The sequence below is a fragment of the Roseomonas sp. CCTCC AB2023176 genome, from assembly GCF_042259275.1.
Lineage (GTDB): Bacteria > Pseudomonadota > Alphaproteobacteria > Acetobacterales > Acetobacteraceae > Roseomonas.
Genome location: NZ_CP170086.1, coordinates 3,864,786 through 3,878,232, shown reverse-complemented (window position 1 = coordinate 3,878,232; position 13,447 = coordinate 3,864,786). Strand labels below are relative to the sequence as shown.

Below are 13,447 nucleotides of genomic sequence, written 5' to 3'. Positions count from 1 at the left end.
GGGCTGCCTCAGCCGCCGATGACGGTGCAGGGGGCGCCCTTCTGGCGCAGGCCCTCGCAGAACTGGCGGGCGGCGTCGGCATCCGTGAAGCCGCCGGTGCGGATGCGCCACATCGGGGCTTGGTCGGGGCCGCGGTCCGCGCGGGGGAAGGACGCGGTGCGGCCGGCGAGTTCGGGGGCTCGGCGCGTCAAGCGATCCCATTCATTGCGGGCCGCTTCCTCGGAGCCGAGGGCACCGACCTGGATGAGGATGCGCGGGTTCACCGGCCGCGGCGGAGCGGCCATCGGCGCCGCCACGGCGGGCTGCGGCGCGGCGGTCCCGGCGCCGGTGTTCCCCGTGGCGGTGGTCGCGGTGGCCGTCGCGGGCGCCGGGTTGCTCGGCAGCGGGACAAGGCTGCCGGCGGGCGGGCCGGAAACGGTCGGGGCGGGCGGGGCGGCGGACTGGGTGCCGGGGGCCGCCGCGGGCTGGCCGGGGCGCGCGGCCTGCTGCGCGGCGGGGGCCGGCGCGGGGGCGGGCTGACCCGGGCGCGGCTGGGCAGCCTGGCGCAGCGCGTCGAGGTTGGGGCGTTCGGGCTCGGGCGCGAGGCGCTGGCCGTTAGCCTGCTGCCCAGCCGGTGCGGGCGCGGCACCGCGGCGGCCGTGGTCGAAGATGCGTTCGTCCTGGTTGGCGACGCGCATACCGCCGGCGTCACTTGGGCGGACGCGGATGGGGCGGTTATCGGCCTCGATGACCGGCACGGGGCCGCTGCCCCGCTTCATGAGGTACCAGGCGCCGCCCCCCAGGGCGCCGAGCACCGCGACGCCCCCGGCGGCGATCGCCATCATCCGCCAGGGAAACTCGTATCCGGTCCGTGCAGGACGGATCCGGTAGCTTGGTACCGTGAAATCGCTCACCGCATCTCCTCGACGGGCGTGACCCCCATCACCGCCAGTCCCGAGCGGATGACCGTCGCCGTGGCCGCGACAAGGGCGAGCCTCGCGCGGGTGGCCTCCGGTTCCCCGTCCCGGATAAACCGCAAGGTCGTGTCCTCGCGCCCCCGGTTCCACAATAGATGAAAGTCGGCGGCCAGGTCATGGAGGAAAAACGCGATTCGGTGGGGTTCGCGCGCGATGGCCGCGGCCTCTACGGTACGGGGCCAGGCGGCGAGGCGGCGGATCAGGGCCATCTCGGCGGGGTCCGCGAGGTGGGTCAGGTCGGCATCGGCCAGCGTCGCGGGCGCAGGGTCTTCCACGGAGCGGAGGACGGAGCGGCAGCGGGCATGGGCGTACTGGACGTAGAAGACGGGGTTGTCGCGCGACTGCTCGATGACCTTGTCGAGGTCGAAATCCATCTGCGCGTCGGGCTTGCGCGTCAGCATGGTGAAGCGCACGGCGTCGCGGCCGACTTCGTCGATCAGGTCGCGGAGCGTGACGTAGGTGCCGGCGCGCTTGGACATGCGCACGACCTCCCCGCCTTTCAGCACCTTCACGATCTGGCAGAGGACGACGTCGAGCGGGACCTTCTTGCCCGATAGCGCGGCGACGGCGGCCTTCATGCGCGCGACGTAGCCGCCGTGGTCGGCGCCCCAGACGTGGACCAGTTCGTCGTGACCGCGTGCGATCTTGTCGGCGTGGTTGCCGATGTCGTTCGCGAAATAGGTGTTGCTGCCGTCCGACTTGCGGAGCGGGCGGTCCACGTCGTCGCCGAAGGCGGTTGACTTGAACAGCGTCTGCTCGCGCGGCTCCCAGTCCTCGGGCGTCTTGCCCTTCGGGGGCTCGAGGACGCCTTCGTAGACCAGGTCCTTGGATTGCAGGTCGGCGATGGCGCGGTCCGTGATGCCGGAGCGGAGGAGCTCGGCTTCGGAGATGAAGACGTCCTGGCGGACGCCGAGGGCGTCGAGGTCCCCGCGGATCTCTTCCATCATCATGGACACGGCGAGCGCCCGCGCCGAGTCGAGCCAGGCGCGGTCCACGAACCAGCCGCGTTCGAGGGCGGAAGGGACGGCGGCGGCTTCGTCCACGTTCTCGGCGGGGCGTGGCATCCAGGCGCGGGCGTGTTGCTCGAACAGCGCGCGTCCCACCGGGATGAGGTAGTCGCCGCGATATTGCAGGGTGACGCCGAGCTCGGCCTCCACGCGTTCCGGCGTCCAGTAGACGGTCGGGACGGTCGTCGCCGTCTCGCCGGTGGTGAGGTCGAGATTGCCGAGGGAGACGTTCAGCACGTCTCCGTCGAGTTCCCCGACGAATTCGAGATAGCGCCAGTAGGCGGCCCAGCCGAGGGCGGCGACCTGCGCGCCGGCGTCATTGACGTAGTATTCCTTCGTGACGGCCCAGCCGCCCTTCGTCAGCAGGTTGGCCAGCGCGTCGCCGACGACGGCGCCGCGGCAATGGCCGACATGCATGGGGCCAGTCGGGTTGGCGGAGACGTATTCGACGTCCACGCGGCGGCGCGCGCCGATCGTGCTGTCGCCGTAGGATTCGCCAGCCCGCAGGACGGCGGGAACCTGGGCCCGCAGGTGGTCCTCAGTCAGGCGGATGTTGACGAAGCCGGGGCCGGCGGGGGTGGCGGAGACGACGTGCGGCAGCGCGGCCAGTCGCGCGGCGAGGTCGGCCGCGACCTTTGCGGGCGGCAGGCGCGCGGGCTTCGCGACCACGAGGGCGGCGTTGGTGGCCATGTCGCCGTGGGATGGATCGCGCGGGGGTTCGACGAGGACGCGGGAGAGCGTGTCTTCGGGCAGTTCGGGCAACAGGTCGCGGAGGGCGGCGACGACCTCGCCGGCCATTGCGCGGAAGATGTCTTGCGTCATCAAGTCTCAGCCGGGGGTGAAGGGGTCGGTCAGGCGGCGGTGCTCCTCCAGCGCGAACTTGTCGGTCATGCCGGCGATGTAGTCGCCGACGGCACGCGCAGCGCTGGCCGAGCCGGATTCGCCGGCGCGTTCGCGCCAGCGTGGGGGGAGCAGGTCCGTATTGCCCTGGAGCAGCGTGAACATGACGCGCAGCGTCTGCTTCGTCTTCGTCGCGGTCCGGTTCACGCGCCAGTGGCGGTACATCCGGCCCATCAGGAAGTCGCGCGTTTCCTGGTTCAGCACGCGCATGCGTTCGGAGAAGCAGACCACCGGCGCGCCGGCGGCGCGGATGTCGTGCACTGTCTTCGGGCGCAGCGCGGCGATCCGGCGCTCGGCCTCGTTCACCACGTCGTTGACCATGAGATTGATCACGCGGCGGATGATCTCGGACGCGACGCGGTCGGGCGGGGTTTCGGCCTTGATGTATGGCATCGCCTCGTCGCGGGCCTGGGCGACGAGGGGGAGGTTGCAAGCCTCACCCAGCGTGAAGAGGCCGGCGCGCAGGCCGTCATCGAGATCGTGGTTGTTGTAGGCGATGTCGTCGGAGATTGCGGCGGCCTGGGCCTCGGCGCTTGCGTGCTGTTCCAGTTCGAGGTCGTGGCGCGCGTTGTATTCCGCGATGAAGGGCGGGGGACGGCGCAGCGGGCCGTTGTGCTTAGCCAGGCCCTCCAGCGTCTCCCAGGTCAGGTTCAGGCCGTCGAAGCCGGCGTAGCGATGTTCCAGCACCGTCACGGCCTTCAGCGACTGGGCGTTGTGGTCGTAGCCGCCCCAGTTGCGCATGACGCCGTTCAACGCCTCCTCCCCCGCATGGCCGAACGGCGGGTGGCCGAGGTCGTGGGCGAGGGCCAGGGCTTCGGCGAGGTCTTCGTCGAGGTGGAGTTGGCGCGCGATCGAGCGGGCGATCTGCGCGACCTCTATCGAATGGGTGAGGCGCGTCCGGAAGGCGTCGCCCTCGTGGTAGATGAAGACCTGTGTCTTGTACTGGAGGCGCCGGAAGGCGGTGGAATGGATGATCCGGTCGCGGTCCCGCTGGTAAGGGGAGCGTCCCGCCGGGTCGGATTCGGGCACGAGGCGGCCGCGGCTGTCCTTCGCGAGGGTGGCCCAGGGGGCGAGACGCGAGGCCAGGCCGTCCCAGTTTGCGGCGGGGCCACCATCCGGCGCCCCGGGGGCAAGGGCCGGGGGCGCGGCAGTCTCGGGCGCGGCGGCTGCGTCGGACGGGGCGACCCCGGGGACGGCGGCGGGTTCGGGGCGATCCATGACTCGTCAGATGGGCGGCGAGGCGGCCGTAGCACCGGGCTCCCGGGCGCGGCAAGGATGGGCGGTGCGTTGGATGGCGGCCCCGGGCGCCCTATGTTCCGGCCGACGATCAGGCCGGGCCCGCCCGGCGCTGTCACGAGGTTTTCCGATGCCCGACGGTTCCCAGGCCCCTGCCCTCTTCTCCGCGACGCCTCGGGCGGTCGCGCAGGTCGCAGAGATCGCGGCCTCCCAGGGCCGGCCGGAGGCCGGGCTGCGGCTGGCGGTGGAGGCGGGGGGGTGCTCCGGCTTCCAATACAAGTTCGACCTGGCCGACGCGCCGGAGGGGGACGACCTGGTGATCGGGGGGCGCGTCTTCGTGGACCCCGTGTCGCTCGACCTGCTGCGGGGGGCGGAACTGGACTGGGCCGAGGAGCTGATCGGAGCGCACTTCACGGTGCGGAACCCCGTCGCGACCTCGGGCTGCGGATGCGGGGTGTCGTTCTCGGTCGGCTGAGCCTTTAGCTCGAGGATATCGCGGCCGTGCGGCTCGTCACCTTCAACGTCAACTCGGCCCGCAAGCGCATGCCGCACCTCAAGCGGGTGCTGGAGCGGCACCAGCCGGACCTCGTCTTCCTGCAGGAGCTGAAGTGCCGGACCGAGGAGTTTCCGGCGATGGAAGTCGAGGCAATGGGCTACCGCGCCCATGCCGTCGGGCAGCCGGGCGGGCGGAACGGCGTCGCCGTGGTGTCGCGCGTGCCGTTCGAGGTGCTGGGCGAGACGCTTCCCGGGGAGGAGGCGGACGATCACGCGCGGTACCTGGAAGTGCGGGTGGACGGGGCGCACCTGATCGGCGTCTACCTGCCGAATGGGAACTCGGGCGGCGAGGCGGGATACGCCTACAAGCTCCGGTGGATGGAGCGGCTGCGGGCCGTCGTCGCGGAGCGGCTGGAGACCTTCGTGCCCGTCGCCGTGCTCGGCGATTTCAACGTCTGCCCGACCGATGCCGACTTCGTGCGGGGGGCGCTGCCACCGACCGATGCGCTAGTGCGGCCGGAGACGCGGGCGGCGTATCGGGCCATCACGAATCTCGGGATGACCGACGCGCTGCGGGCGCTGCACCCGTCCGACGCGCCCTGGACGTATTGGGACTACGGGCCGGCCTTCGAATCGAACCGGGGGCTACGAATCGACCACGCATTGCTGAGCGCCGACCTTGCGGAGCGGCTGACGGGCGCGACCGTGGACGTGGTCGCGCGGTCGGAGGAACAGCCCTCCGACCACGCCCCCGTGGTGTTCGACCTCGCGGACTGAGTCGGACCTCGGGGCCGGCTCAGCCGGTCCCAAGGTCGTTCCTCCCGCCGATGGTCAGCGGACGATGACGGTGCCCGCAGGCGCCATCGGCGCAGGCGTCACGTAGGTAGGCGCCGGCGCGACGACTGCGGCCGGGGCCGGCGCGGGGGCCGGACCGGTGTTCACCGAACAGGCCACGAGGCCGACAGAAGCGACGACGACCGCCGCGACGGGGAGAAGGGTGCGCATCGGGATCCTCCTACTCTGGTTTGGATGCGGAGGAACAACGACGCTGCGCCGGGTCCGTCACAGGTTACGTCCGGTGACAGTCGCGTGAACGCGCCGCGTCCCCTTGGAGGAGCGCGGCGCGGATCGGGTCAGATGTCGGCGTAGACGTGCGTCTCGGCCTCGGCACCCGGATGGGTGACGGCGCCGAGATTCGCGGGGCCGACGAGCTGGGCGTACTTCCAGAGGGCGCCGGCATTGTAGTCGGTCTTGCGCGGAGTCCAGGCGGCGCGGCGGGCCGCGAGTTCGGCCTCCGGCAGGTCCACGTCGATCGTGCCGTGCTCTGCGTCGATGATGATGCGGTCGCCGTTGCGCAGCAGGGCGATGGGGCCGCCGACGGCGGCTTCGGGGCCGACATGGCCGATGCAGAAGCCGCGCGTGGCGCCGGAGAAGCGGCCATCGGTGATGAGCGCGACCTTGTCGCCCATGCCCTGGCCGTAGATCGCCGCGGTGGTCGAGAGCATCTCCCGCATGCCGGGGCCGCCGCGCGGGCCTTCGTACCGTATGATGATGACGTCGCCCGGCTTGTAGGCGCGGGCATCCACGGCGGCGAAGGCGTCCTCCTCGCAGTCGAAGCAGAGGGCGGTGCCTTCGAAGCGCAGGGTCTTCATGCCCGCCACCTTCACGATCGCGCCGTCCGGGGCGAGGTTGCCCTTCAGGCCGACGACGCCGCCCGTCGGGGAGATCGGGTCGGACACCGGGCGGATGACGTCCTGGTCCTTCGGGAAGATCACGTCGCGGTGGTTTTCCGCGAGGGACTGGCCCGTGACCGTGAGGCAGTCGCCGCGAAGCAGGCCGGCGTCGAGCAGTGCCTTCACGATCACCGGGATGCCGCCGATCTTGTAGACGTCGAAGGCGACGTAGCGGCCGCCGGGCTTCAGGTCGCCGATATAGGGGGCGTTGCGCATGATCTCCGCGACGTCCTGAAGCGTGAAGCGGATGCCCGCCTCATGCGCCATCGCGGGCAGGTGCAGGCCGGCGTTGGTGGAGCCACCGGTGGCGCCGACGATGAGGGCCGCGTTGTAGAGCGAATCCTTCGTGACGATGTCGCGCGGTCGGATGTTCCGGCGGATGAGGTTCATCACGGCCTTGCCGGATTCCACCGCCCACTTGTCGCGATCTTCGTAGGGCGCGGGGGCGCCGGCGGAGCCGGGGAGCGCGAGGCCGATCGCCTCGGAGACCGTCGCCATGGTGTTCGCGGTGAACTGGCCGCCGCAGGCGCCGGCGCTGGGGCAGGCGACGCATTCCAGCTCGTGCAGGTCCTCGTCTGACATGTTGCCGGCGGCGTGCTGGCCGACGGCCTCGAAGACGTCCACGACGGTAACGTCGCGGCCCTTGTACTTCCCGGGGAGGATCGAACCGCCATACATGAACACGCTGGGGACGTTCAGGCGCAGCATCGCCATCATCATGCCTGGCAGCGACTTGTCGCAGCCGGCGAGGCCGACCAGCGCGTCGTAGCAATGGCCGCGGACCGTCAGTTCCACCGTGTCGGCGATGGCATCACGGGATGCCAGCGAGGACTTCATGCCCTGGTGGCCCATGGCGATGCCGTCGGTCACGGTGATCGTCGTGAACTCGCGCGGGGTGCCGGCGGCCTGCTTCACGCCGGTCTTGACCGACTGCGCCTGGCGGCTGAGCGCGATGTTGCAGGGGGCCGCTTCGTTCCAGCAGGTGGCCACGCCGACGAGGGGCTGGGCGATCTCCTCCGCCGTCATGCCCATGGCGTAGTAGTAGGAGCGGTGCGGCGCGCGCTCCGGCCCCACGGTGACGTGGCGGGACGGGAGGCGGGACTTGTCCCAGGCGGGGGGCGGGTTGGCGTCGGGCATTTCTGGCGGGTTCCTTCCTGGCGCCTGTATCGCGCCGGCGTGAGCGCGGGGCAACGGAGGGGTGCTTAGCCGCGGGCGGCGGCCTCGGCACGGCGGGCGACCTCGCGCCACAGGCGGAGTTCCTGGCGGGCGTCGGCGAGGGCGCGGTGCGCCGGTGGCGCTGCGTCCTCGATCGCGCGCTTCGCGGCGGCGACGGTCTCGTGGATGCGGTCTGCGAGGGTTTGCAGGTCCAGGCCGGCGCGGCGGAAGGCGGCCATGGCCGCTTCGTCGTGCAGCTCGTCGCTGTCGCGGAGCGTGAGGGTCTTTCGGTTGAAGCCGCCGGCGCGGAGGAGGAGCGACAGCCAGTGTCCGTCCCAGGATGGGGCGGACGCGTAGAGATCGTGGCCGGTCAGCGCCTCGACCAGCGCGCGGGCAACGCTGTCGTGGGGCGTCCCCTCGCGCGCCAGTTGGTCGCGGGTGATCCCGTGGATGGATTCGGCTTCCTCGCTCCATTCCTCCCAGCCTGGGGCGGGACGGATGAGGTGGGAGGCTTCGGTGCCGTCCTCGGCGGCCCAGCCAACCTCGATGGGGAAGCCGTGCTTGCCCAGGGAACTGGCCTCAAAGTCGAGGAAGACGATCAACGGAAGACGACGTAGCGGTAGATGTACATTCCGCTGAGGAGGGCCGCGACGACCGCGCCGATGGTGACGGCCTGCTGGTCCGTCAGCGGCGGGTCGCGGCGGACGAGCAGCGGCAGGCGGTGGCGGCACCAGAGGATGGGCACCACCGCCAGGATCGTGAGCGCGAAGAAGTCGAAGACGCGCATGTCAGGCGGCGATGCGGGCGATCGCCGCAGCCAGGCGTTGCGCCTCGGCCTCGGCGGCGGCGAGGCGTTCGCGGGTTTCCTCGACGACCTCCTCCTTCGCGCGAGAGGTGAAGTCGGGGTTGGCGAGCTTCGTCGCGATCTTCGTCGCCTCGGCGGAGGCTTTGGCGTGCTCTTTCGCGAGGCGTGCGCGCTCGGCCGGAAGGTCCACGATGCCGGCCAGCGGCAGCATCAGAGTGGCCTCGCCGACCACGCCCTGCACGACGCCGGCGGGCGGCGTGCCCTCGAGGGCCGTGACGGAAGGCGTGCGGGACAGGCGCGTGATCGCGTCGGACCAGCGCCCGGCGCGGGCCAGCGTGTCGGACGCGGCGCCGCCGAGCAGCACGGGCACCTGGGTGGAGGGCGGGACGCCGACCTCGGCGCGGACGGAGCGGATTTCCGAGATGAAGGCGATGAGCCAGCCAAGTTCGGCGCGAGCCTCCTCGGCGCCGGGGACGCTGGCGGTCTCGGGCCAGGGCGCGCGGATGAGCGAGCCCTCCGGGCCATAGCCGAAGCGGTCCCAGAGTTCCTCCGTCACGAAGGGCATGACGGGGTGGGCCAGGCGGAGCAGCGTGCCGAGGACATGGCCAGCGACGGCCTTGATTTCGGCCTTCTCCGCACTGTCCTCCCCGTTCAGCGCGGGCTTGGCGAGTTCGAGGAACCAGTCGCAGAAGGTGCCGTAGGTGAAACGGTAGAGGGCAGCCGCGTATTCGTCGAGGCGGAAGGCTTCCAGCGCCTCTTCGCAGGTCCGCGTCGCGTCATTGGCGGCGTCCAGCAGCCAGCGGGCGAGCGGCGTCGTCGCGCGTGAAGAATCGAAGTCCGGCGCGGGGCCGATGCCGTTCATCTCGCAGAAGCGGGCAGCGTTCCAGAGCTTCGTGACGAAGGATCGCGTGCTCTCGACCTTCTGGCGGCCGAGGCGGGCGTCGCGTCCCGGGCCGGCGAGCGAGGCCAGGGTGAAGCGCAGCGCGTCGGCGCCGTACGCGTCGGCCAGTTCCAGGGGGTCCATGACGTTCCCCTTGGACTTCGACATCTTCTGGCCCTTCTCGTCGCGGACCAGGCCGTGGATGTTCACCACGCGGAAGGGCACGTCGCCCATGAAATGGATGCCCATCATCATCATCCGGGCGACCCAGAAGAAGATGATGTCGAAGCCCGTCACCAGCACGTCGCCGGGGTAGTAGCGGTTCAGTTCCGGCGTCTGCTTCGGCCATCCCAGCGTGGAGAAAGGCCACAGGGCGCTGGAGAACCAGGTGTCCAGCACGTCGGGGTCGCGCGACAGCTCACGATCATCGCCGTAATGGGTGCGGGCCTGGGCGCGCGCTTCGTCTTCCGTGCGGGCGACGAAGACGCGGTTGTCGGGGCCGTACCAGGCCGGGATCTGGTGGCCCCACCAGAGTTGGCGGGAGATGCACCAGGGCTGGATGTCGCGCATCCACGCGAAGAAGGTGTTCTCCCACTGCTTCGGTTCGAAGCGGGTGCGGCCTTCCTCGACAGCCTGGATGGCGGGGGCGGCGAGCGTCTTGGCGTCGGCGTACCATTGCCAGGTCAGGCGCGGCTCGATCGGCACGCCGGAGCGGTCGCCGTGCGGGACGGCATGGGTGTGGGGTTCGATCTTCTCGATCAGTTCGATGCGTTCGAGTTCGGCGATGACCGCCTTGCGCGCGTCGGCGCGGTCCACGCCGGCGAGGCCGCGGAGGAAGTCGGGCGATGCCACGCCGTCCACGGCCCGCAGATCGGCTTCGATCTCGGCCAGGACGACGCGGCCGTATTCATCCAGCACGGAGGGGGACGGCAGGTCGTGGCGGCGCCCCACCTCGAAGTCGTTGAAGTCGTGCGCCGGCGTGATCTTCACCGCGCCGGAACCCTTCTCCGGGTCCGAATAGGCGTCGGCCACGACGGGGATGCGGCGGCCGACGAGGGGCAGGATGACGTGCTTGCCGATGAGGTCGCGGTAGCGGTCGTCATCGGGGTGCACAGCGACAGCCACGTCGCCAAGCATCGTCTCGGGGCGCGTCGTCGCGACGATCAGGTGGCGGCCGGGCTCGTCCTCCACGGGGTAGCGCAGGTACCAGAGCGAGCCCTTCACCTCCCGGCTCTCGACCTCGAGGTCGGAGATGGCGGTCTGGAACTTCGGGTCCCAGTTCACGAGGCGGCGGTCGCGGTAGATCAGGCCCTGCTCATGGAGGGTGACGAAGACCTCGCGCACGGCCTCCGACAGGCCCTCGTCCATCGTGAAGCGCTCGCGCGACCAGTCGCACGAGGTGCCGAGGCGGCGCATCTGCCGCGTGATCGTGCCGCCGCTCTCCTCCTTCCAGGCCCAGACGCGGTCGAGGAAGGCCTCGCGACCCATCTCGCGGCGGTCCTTGCCTTCCGTGGCCAGCAGGCGCTCGACGACCATCTGCGTCGCGATGCCCGCGTGGTCGGTCCCGGGCTGCCACAGCGCGTCCTGGCCCTGCATGCGCCGCCAGCGGATCAGGACGTCCTGGATCGTGTGGTCCAGCGCGTGGCCGATATGGAGCGAGCCCGTGACGTTCGGGGGCGGCAGGACGATGGCGTAGGGGACGGCGTTGGAGGTCGGGTTCGCGGCGAAGACGCCGGCCCGCTCCCACGCGTCGTAGAGACGGCCCTCGAAGGCGGACGGCGTCAGGTTCTTGTCGAGCATGGGTCAGGCTTCGCGCGGGGGTGGCGACCGCGTCAAGCGCAGCGCTCAGGGGGCGGGTGCGCGTTCCTCGAAGACGAGGCGGTTGCCGAAGGGGTCGGTGACGCGGAACTCGCGGGTGCCCCAGGGCATCTCCTCGATCCCCGGGCGGGCGTAGCGGTAGGCCTTGGCCAGGAGTTCATCGCGCAGCGCGTCGAGGCCGGTCGCCTGCACCGTGACGTTCGCGCCGGGGGAGCCGTCGCCGTGGTGCTCGGACAGGCGGAGGACGAGCCCTCCCCGGCTGACCTGCATGAAAAGCGGTAGGTCCGGGGCGAAGCGGTGCTCGAAGTCCACGGAGAAGCCGAGGAAGTCCAGGTAGAACTCGCGTGCCTTGTCCTCGTCGAAGGAGCGGAGGACGGGGATGGCTCGACCGAAGGCGGGCGTCACCCCATGGACCGCCCGACGACGCGCTCGATCTCCGCACGAACCAGGCGCTCGACCATCGGCGGCAGGTGGGCTTCGAGCCATTCGCGGAGGATCGGGCGGATTTCCTCACGCACGACGTCCTCGATCGACGGGCCGCCGCGGGTAACGGTGGCTGCGCGTTCGCGGGCAACGGTCTGGGCAAGCTGGCCGATGAGGGCTGCGGCGGCGGCGGCCGTAGCGGGGGCGACGAGGCCGGGATCGGGCTCGGCGGACACGGCCGGGGGGGTGCGGGCGCGATGGTCTCGACCTCGGTGACCAGGGGTTCGGCCCGCGGCGGCGGGACTGGTTCGGGCGCGGCCACGATCATGTCCTCCGTCAACTCAAGCGGAACGTCCTCGACCTGGAGGACCCGGGGCGCCTCGGGCGGCGCCGCATCGGCCGCCGGTTTCGCGCCGGTTTCCTCCTCGTCGAGGATCTTGCGGATGGAGGCGAGGATCTCCTCCATCGAAGGATCGCCCGCGCTCTGCGCCGCCGGGCCGGGTGGTGAGGTGGTCGGCATGGTCCTCAGTTGGCGACGGGCTGGGGCGGCGCGTAGTCCCCGAGGCCAGCCCAACGGTCCCGGACGGCCCGGTAATAGGCGGTCGCGTCGTAGAGCGGCACGGGCAGGCGCAGGTCACGGGCCGTCAGCCGCCCGACCGCCTGGGCGAGGGAGTGCGACGCCGTCACGACGTTGGCCAGGGCGCGGACGAGGGAGACGCGGGCGTTGAGCAGTTCCTGCTCGGCGTTCAGGACGTCGAGGGTGGTGCGGGATCCGACGACGGCCTCGCGCTGCACGCCGTCCAGCGCGACCTCGGCCGCGCGGATCTGGGCGCGGGTGGCCTCGACCGTGGCGCGGGCGGATTGCAGCGTTTCCCAGGCCTGGATCGCCTGCTGGGTCGACGCACGGCGCTGGTCGTCCACGACCTGGCGCAGGCGGGTCGCGTCCTGCCGGGCCTGGCGCACCGCCGCGTATTCCGCGCCGCCCTGGAACAACGGGACGGTGAGGGTCGCGGTGATCTGCTGGCCCGTCGAGCGCGTGCCGGGCTGGGTCTGGTTGTCGTTGCGGAAGGCCTGGCCCTGGAGGGAGGCGGAGGGCAGGAGCACGCCGAGCTGGACGTCGATGAAGTCGCGCGCCGCCGCCTCGTCGAACAGCGCGGCGATGACGTTGGGGTTGTTCACGCTGGCGACCTGTGCCGCCTCCTCGTTGGAGCGGACGGCGGTGGTCAGGGGCTGCGGAGCGACGAGGCGGTTCGGCGCGAGGCCGATCGTGCGCTGGAAACCGGCGCGGGAATTGGCGAGCTGGCCTTCCGAATCGGCCCGGGTCGAGCGTGCGCCGGCGAGGCGCGACTCGGCCTGGGCGACGTCCGTGCGGGTGATCTCGCCGACGCGGAAGCGGGCGTTCGTGGCATCGAGCTGGCGCTGGAGGACCTGGACGTTGTTCAGGTTGAGGCGGACCTCCTCCTGGAACCGGATGACGTTGACGTAGGCCGAGACGGCGTCCTGCAGGACCTGCTGTTCCGTCGCCAGCAGGCGGGCGCGCTGGGCGAGAACCTGGTTCTCGGCCCGGCGGGTCTGCGCGACGGTGCGGCCGCCGCGGTAGAGCGGCTGGGTCACGGTCGCCGAGAGCGCGCCGACCTCGCGGTCGCTCTCGGCGGTTGTGATGGTGCGCTGGCCGTTCAGGGGGCTGGGCGTGATGGAGCGCTGGCGGATGTTGCCGTCGGCATAGCCCGCGCTGCCGCTGAGGCTGATCGTCGGGCGCCAGCCGGCGAGGGCCTGCGGGACGTTCTCGTCCACGACGCGCACTTGGGCACGCGCGGCACCGAGGGCGGGGTTGTTGGTGTAGGCGAAGGCCAGCGCCTCCTGCAGCGTCTGCCCCAAGGCCGCCGCCGGCAGGGCGATCGTCGCCGCCGCCGCGGCGCAGGCGAGGTATCGGAAATTCTGGAACGGCATGAGCAACGACATCCCGGGCCGGCCGGCGGCGCGGGATGGCGCGGGCCGGTCAGCGTGATCTGGTTCGGCGGAACCTTAGACCGGGGCCG

General features: G+C 71.3%; 13 protein-coding genes. 2 read left to right on the top strand and 11 right to left on the bottom strand.

Annotated elements, in window-relative coordinates:
* Nucleotides 1-8 precede the first annotated feature (8 nt).
* Genes ACE7GA_RS19370 through ACE7GA_RS19360 form a run of 3 tightly spaced genes read right to left on the bottom strand, consistent with a single transcriptional unit; the run spans nt 9 to nt 4,081 of the window.
* The gene (locus ACE7GA_RS19370) at nt 9-893 is read right to left on the bottom strand and encodes an SPOR domain-containing protein (RefSeq protein ID WP_376090206.1); all 885 of its coding nucleotides are present in this window, start codon (nt 891-893) and stop codon (nt 9-11) included.
* The gene (locus ACE7GA_RS19365; RefSeq protein ID WP_376090203.1) at nt 890-2,785 is read right to left on the bottom strand and encodes an arginine--tRNA ligase; all 1,896 of its coding nucleotides are present in this window, start codon (nt 2,783-2,785) and stop codon (nt 890-892) included. Before ACE7GA_RS19365 ends, ACE7GA_RS19370 begins: the two co-directional genes overlap by 4 nt.
* Before the next feature lie 6 nt (nt 2,786-2,791).
* Complete coding sequence (locus tag ACE7GA_RS19360; protein WP_376090200.1) at nt 2,792-4,081, bottom strand: deoxyguanosinetriphosphate triphosphohydrolase; 1,290 nt, start codon at nt 4,079-4,081, stop codon at nt 2,792-2,794.
* 148 nt (nt 4,082-4,229) lie between these two features.
* Here ACE7GA_RS19360 and ACE7GA_RS19355 point away from each other — a divergent pair, with 148 nt between their 5' ends.
* Nucleotides 4,230-4,574, top strand: coding sequence for a HesB/IscA family protein (locus ACE7GA_RS19355; RefSeq protein WP_376090197.1), 345 nt, complete (start codon nt 4,230-4,232; stop codon nt 4,572-4,574).
* 26 nt (nt 4,575-4,600) lie between these two features.
* Nucleotides 4,601-5,371: an exodeoxyribonuclease III gene (gene xth / locus ACE7GA_RS19350; RefSeq protein WP_376090194.1), complete on the top strand. Its 771-nt coding sequence runs from the start codon at nt 4,601-4,603 to the stop codon at nt 5,369-5,371.
* Nucleotides 5,372-5,425: 54 nt separating this feature from the next.
* On the opposite strand, the gene ACE7GA_RS19345 is transcribed toward xth, so the two are convergent.
* The 8 genes from ACE7GA_RS19345 to ACE7GA_RS19310 form a co-directional block, all read right to left on the bottom strand.
* On the bottom strand, nt 5,426-5,599 hold the full coding sequence (locus ACE7GA_RS19345; protein WP_376090191.1) for a hypothetical protein: 174 nt from the start codon (nt 5,597-5,599) through the stop codon (nt 5,426-5,428).
* Nucleotides 5,600-5,727: 128 nt separating this feature from the next.
* Nucleotides 5,728-7,464 (bottom strand): dihydroxy-acid dehydratase, encoded by a 1,737-nt coding sequence (gene ilvD, locus ACE7GA_RS19340; RefSeq protein WP_376090188.1) that lies wholly within the window; start codon nt 7,462-7,464, stop codon nt 5,728-5,730.
* 65 nt (nt 7,465-7,529) lie between these two features.
* The gene (locus ACE7GA_RS19335; protein ID WP_376090185.1) at nt 7,530-8,084 is read right to left on the bottom strand and encodes a transcriptional regulator; all 555 of its coding nucleotides are present in this window, start codon (nt 8,082-8,084) and stop codon (nt 7,530-7,532) included.
* Complete coding sequence (locus ACE7GA_RS19330; RefSeq protein ID WP_376090182.1) at nt 8,081-8,269, bottom strand: hypothetical protein; 189 nt, start codon at nt 8,267-8,269, stop codon at nt 8,081-8,083. Before ACE7GA_RS19330 ends, ACE7GA_RS19335 begins: the two co-directional genes overlap by 4 nt.
* A gap of 1 nt (nt 8,270) precedes the next feature.
* Nucleotides 8,271-10,967: a valine--tRNA ligase gene (locus tag ACE7GA_RS19325; RefSeq protein WP_376090179.1), complete on the bottom strand. Its 2,697-nt coding sequence runs from the start codon at nt 10,965-10,967 to the stop codon at nt 8,271-8,273.
* A gap of 45 nt (nt 10,968-11,012) precedes the next feature.
* Nucleotides 11,013-11,390: a glyoxalase superfamily protein gene (locus ACE7GA_RS19320; RefSeq protein WP_376090176.1), complete on the bottom strand. Its 378-nt coding sequence runs from the start codon at nt 11,388-11,390 to the stop codon at nt 11,013-11,015.
* A complete protein-coding gene (locus tag ACE7GA_RS19315) occupies nt 11,387-11,644 on the bottom strand; it encodes a DUF2497 domain-containing protein (protein ID WP_376090173.1) in 258 nt (85 codons plus the stop codon). The genes ACE7GA_RS19320 and ACE7GA_RS19315 overlap by 4 nt, the downstream gene beginning before the upstream one ends.
* A 289-nt stretch (nt 11,645-11,933) precedes the next feature.
* Entirely contained in the window at nt 11,934-13,358 is a 1,425-nt protein-coding gene (locus tag ACE7GA_RS19310; protein ID WP_376090170.1) for a TolC family outer membrane protein, read from the bottom strand.
* Nucleotides 13,359-13,447 lie beyond the last annotated feature (89 nt).

Bases quoted from the DNA above. Each gene is read 5' to 3' on its own strand.
- ACE7GA_RS19330 (WP_376090182.1), bottom strand. From the start codon at position 8,269: ATGCGCGTCTTCGACTTCTTCGCGCTCACGATCCTGGCGGTGGTGCCC.
- ACE7GA_RS19325 (WP_376090179.1), bottom strand. From the start codon at position 10,967: ATGCTCGACAAGAACCTGACGCCGTCCGCCTTCGAGGGCCGTCTCTAC.
- ACE7GA_RS19345 (WP_376090191.1), bottom strand. From the start codon at position 5,599: ATGCGCACCCTTCTCCCCGTCGCGGCGGTCGTCGTCGCTTCTGTCGGC.
- ACE7GA_RS19360 (WP_376090200.1), bottom strand. From the start codon at position 4,081: ATGGATCGCCCCGAACCCGCCGCCGTCCCCGGGGTCGCCCCGTCCGAC.
- ACE7GA_RS19355 (WP_376090197.1), top strand. From the start codon at position 4,230: ATGCCCGACGGTTCCCAGGCCCCTGCCCTCTTCTCCGCGACGCCTCGG.
- ilvD (WP_376090188.1), bottom strand. From the start codon at position 7,464: ATGCCCGACGCCAACCCGCCCCCCGCCTGGGACAAGTCCCGCCTCCCG.
- ACE7GA_RS19365 (WP_376090203.1), bottom strand. From the start codon at position 2,785: ATGACGCAAGACATCTTCCGCGCAATGGCCGGCGAGGTCGTCGCCGCC.
- ACE7GA_RS19310 (WP_376090170.1), bottom strand. From the start codon at position 13,358: ATGCCGTTCCAGAATTTCCGATACCTCGCCTGCGCCGCGGCGGCGGCG.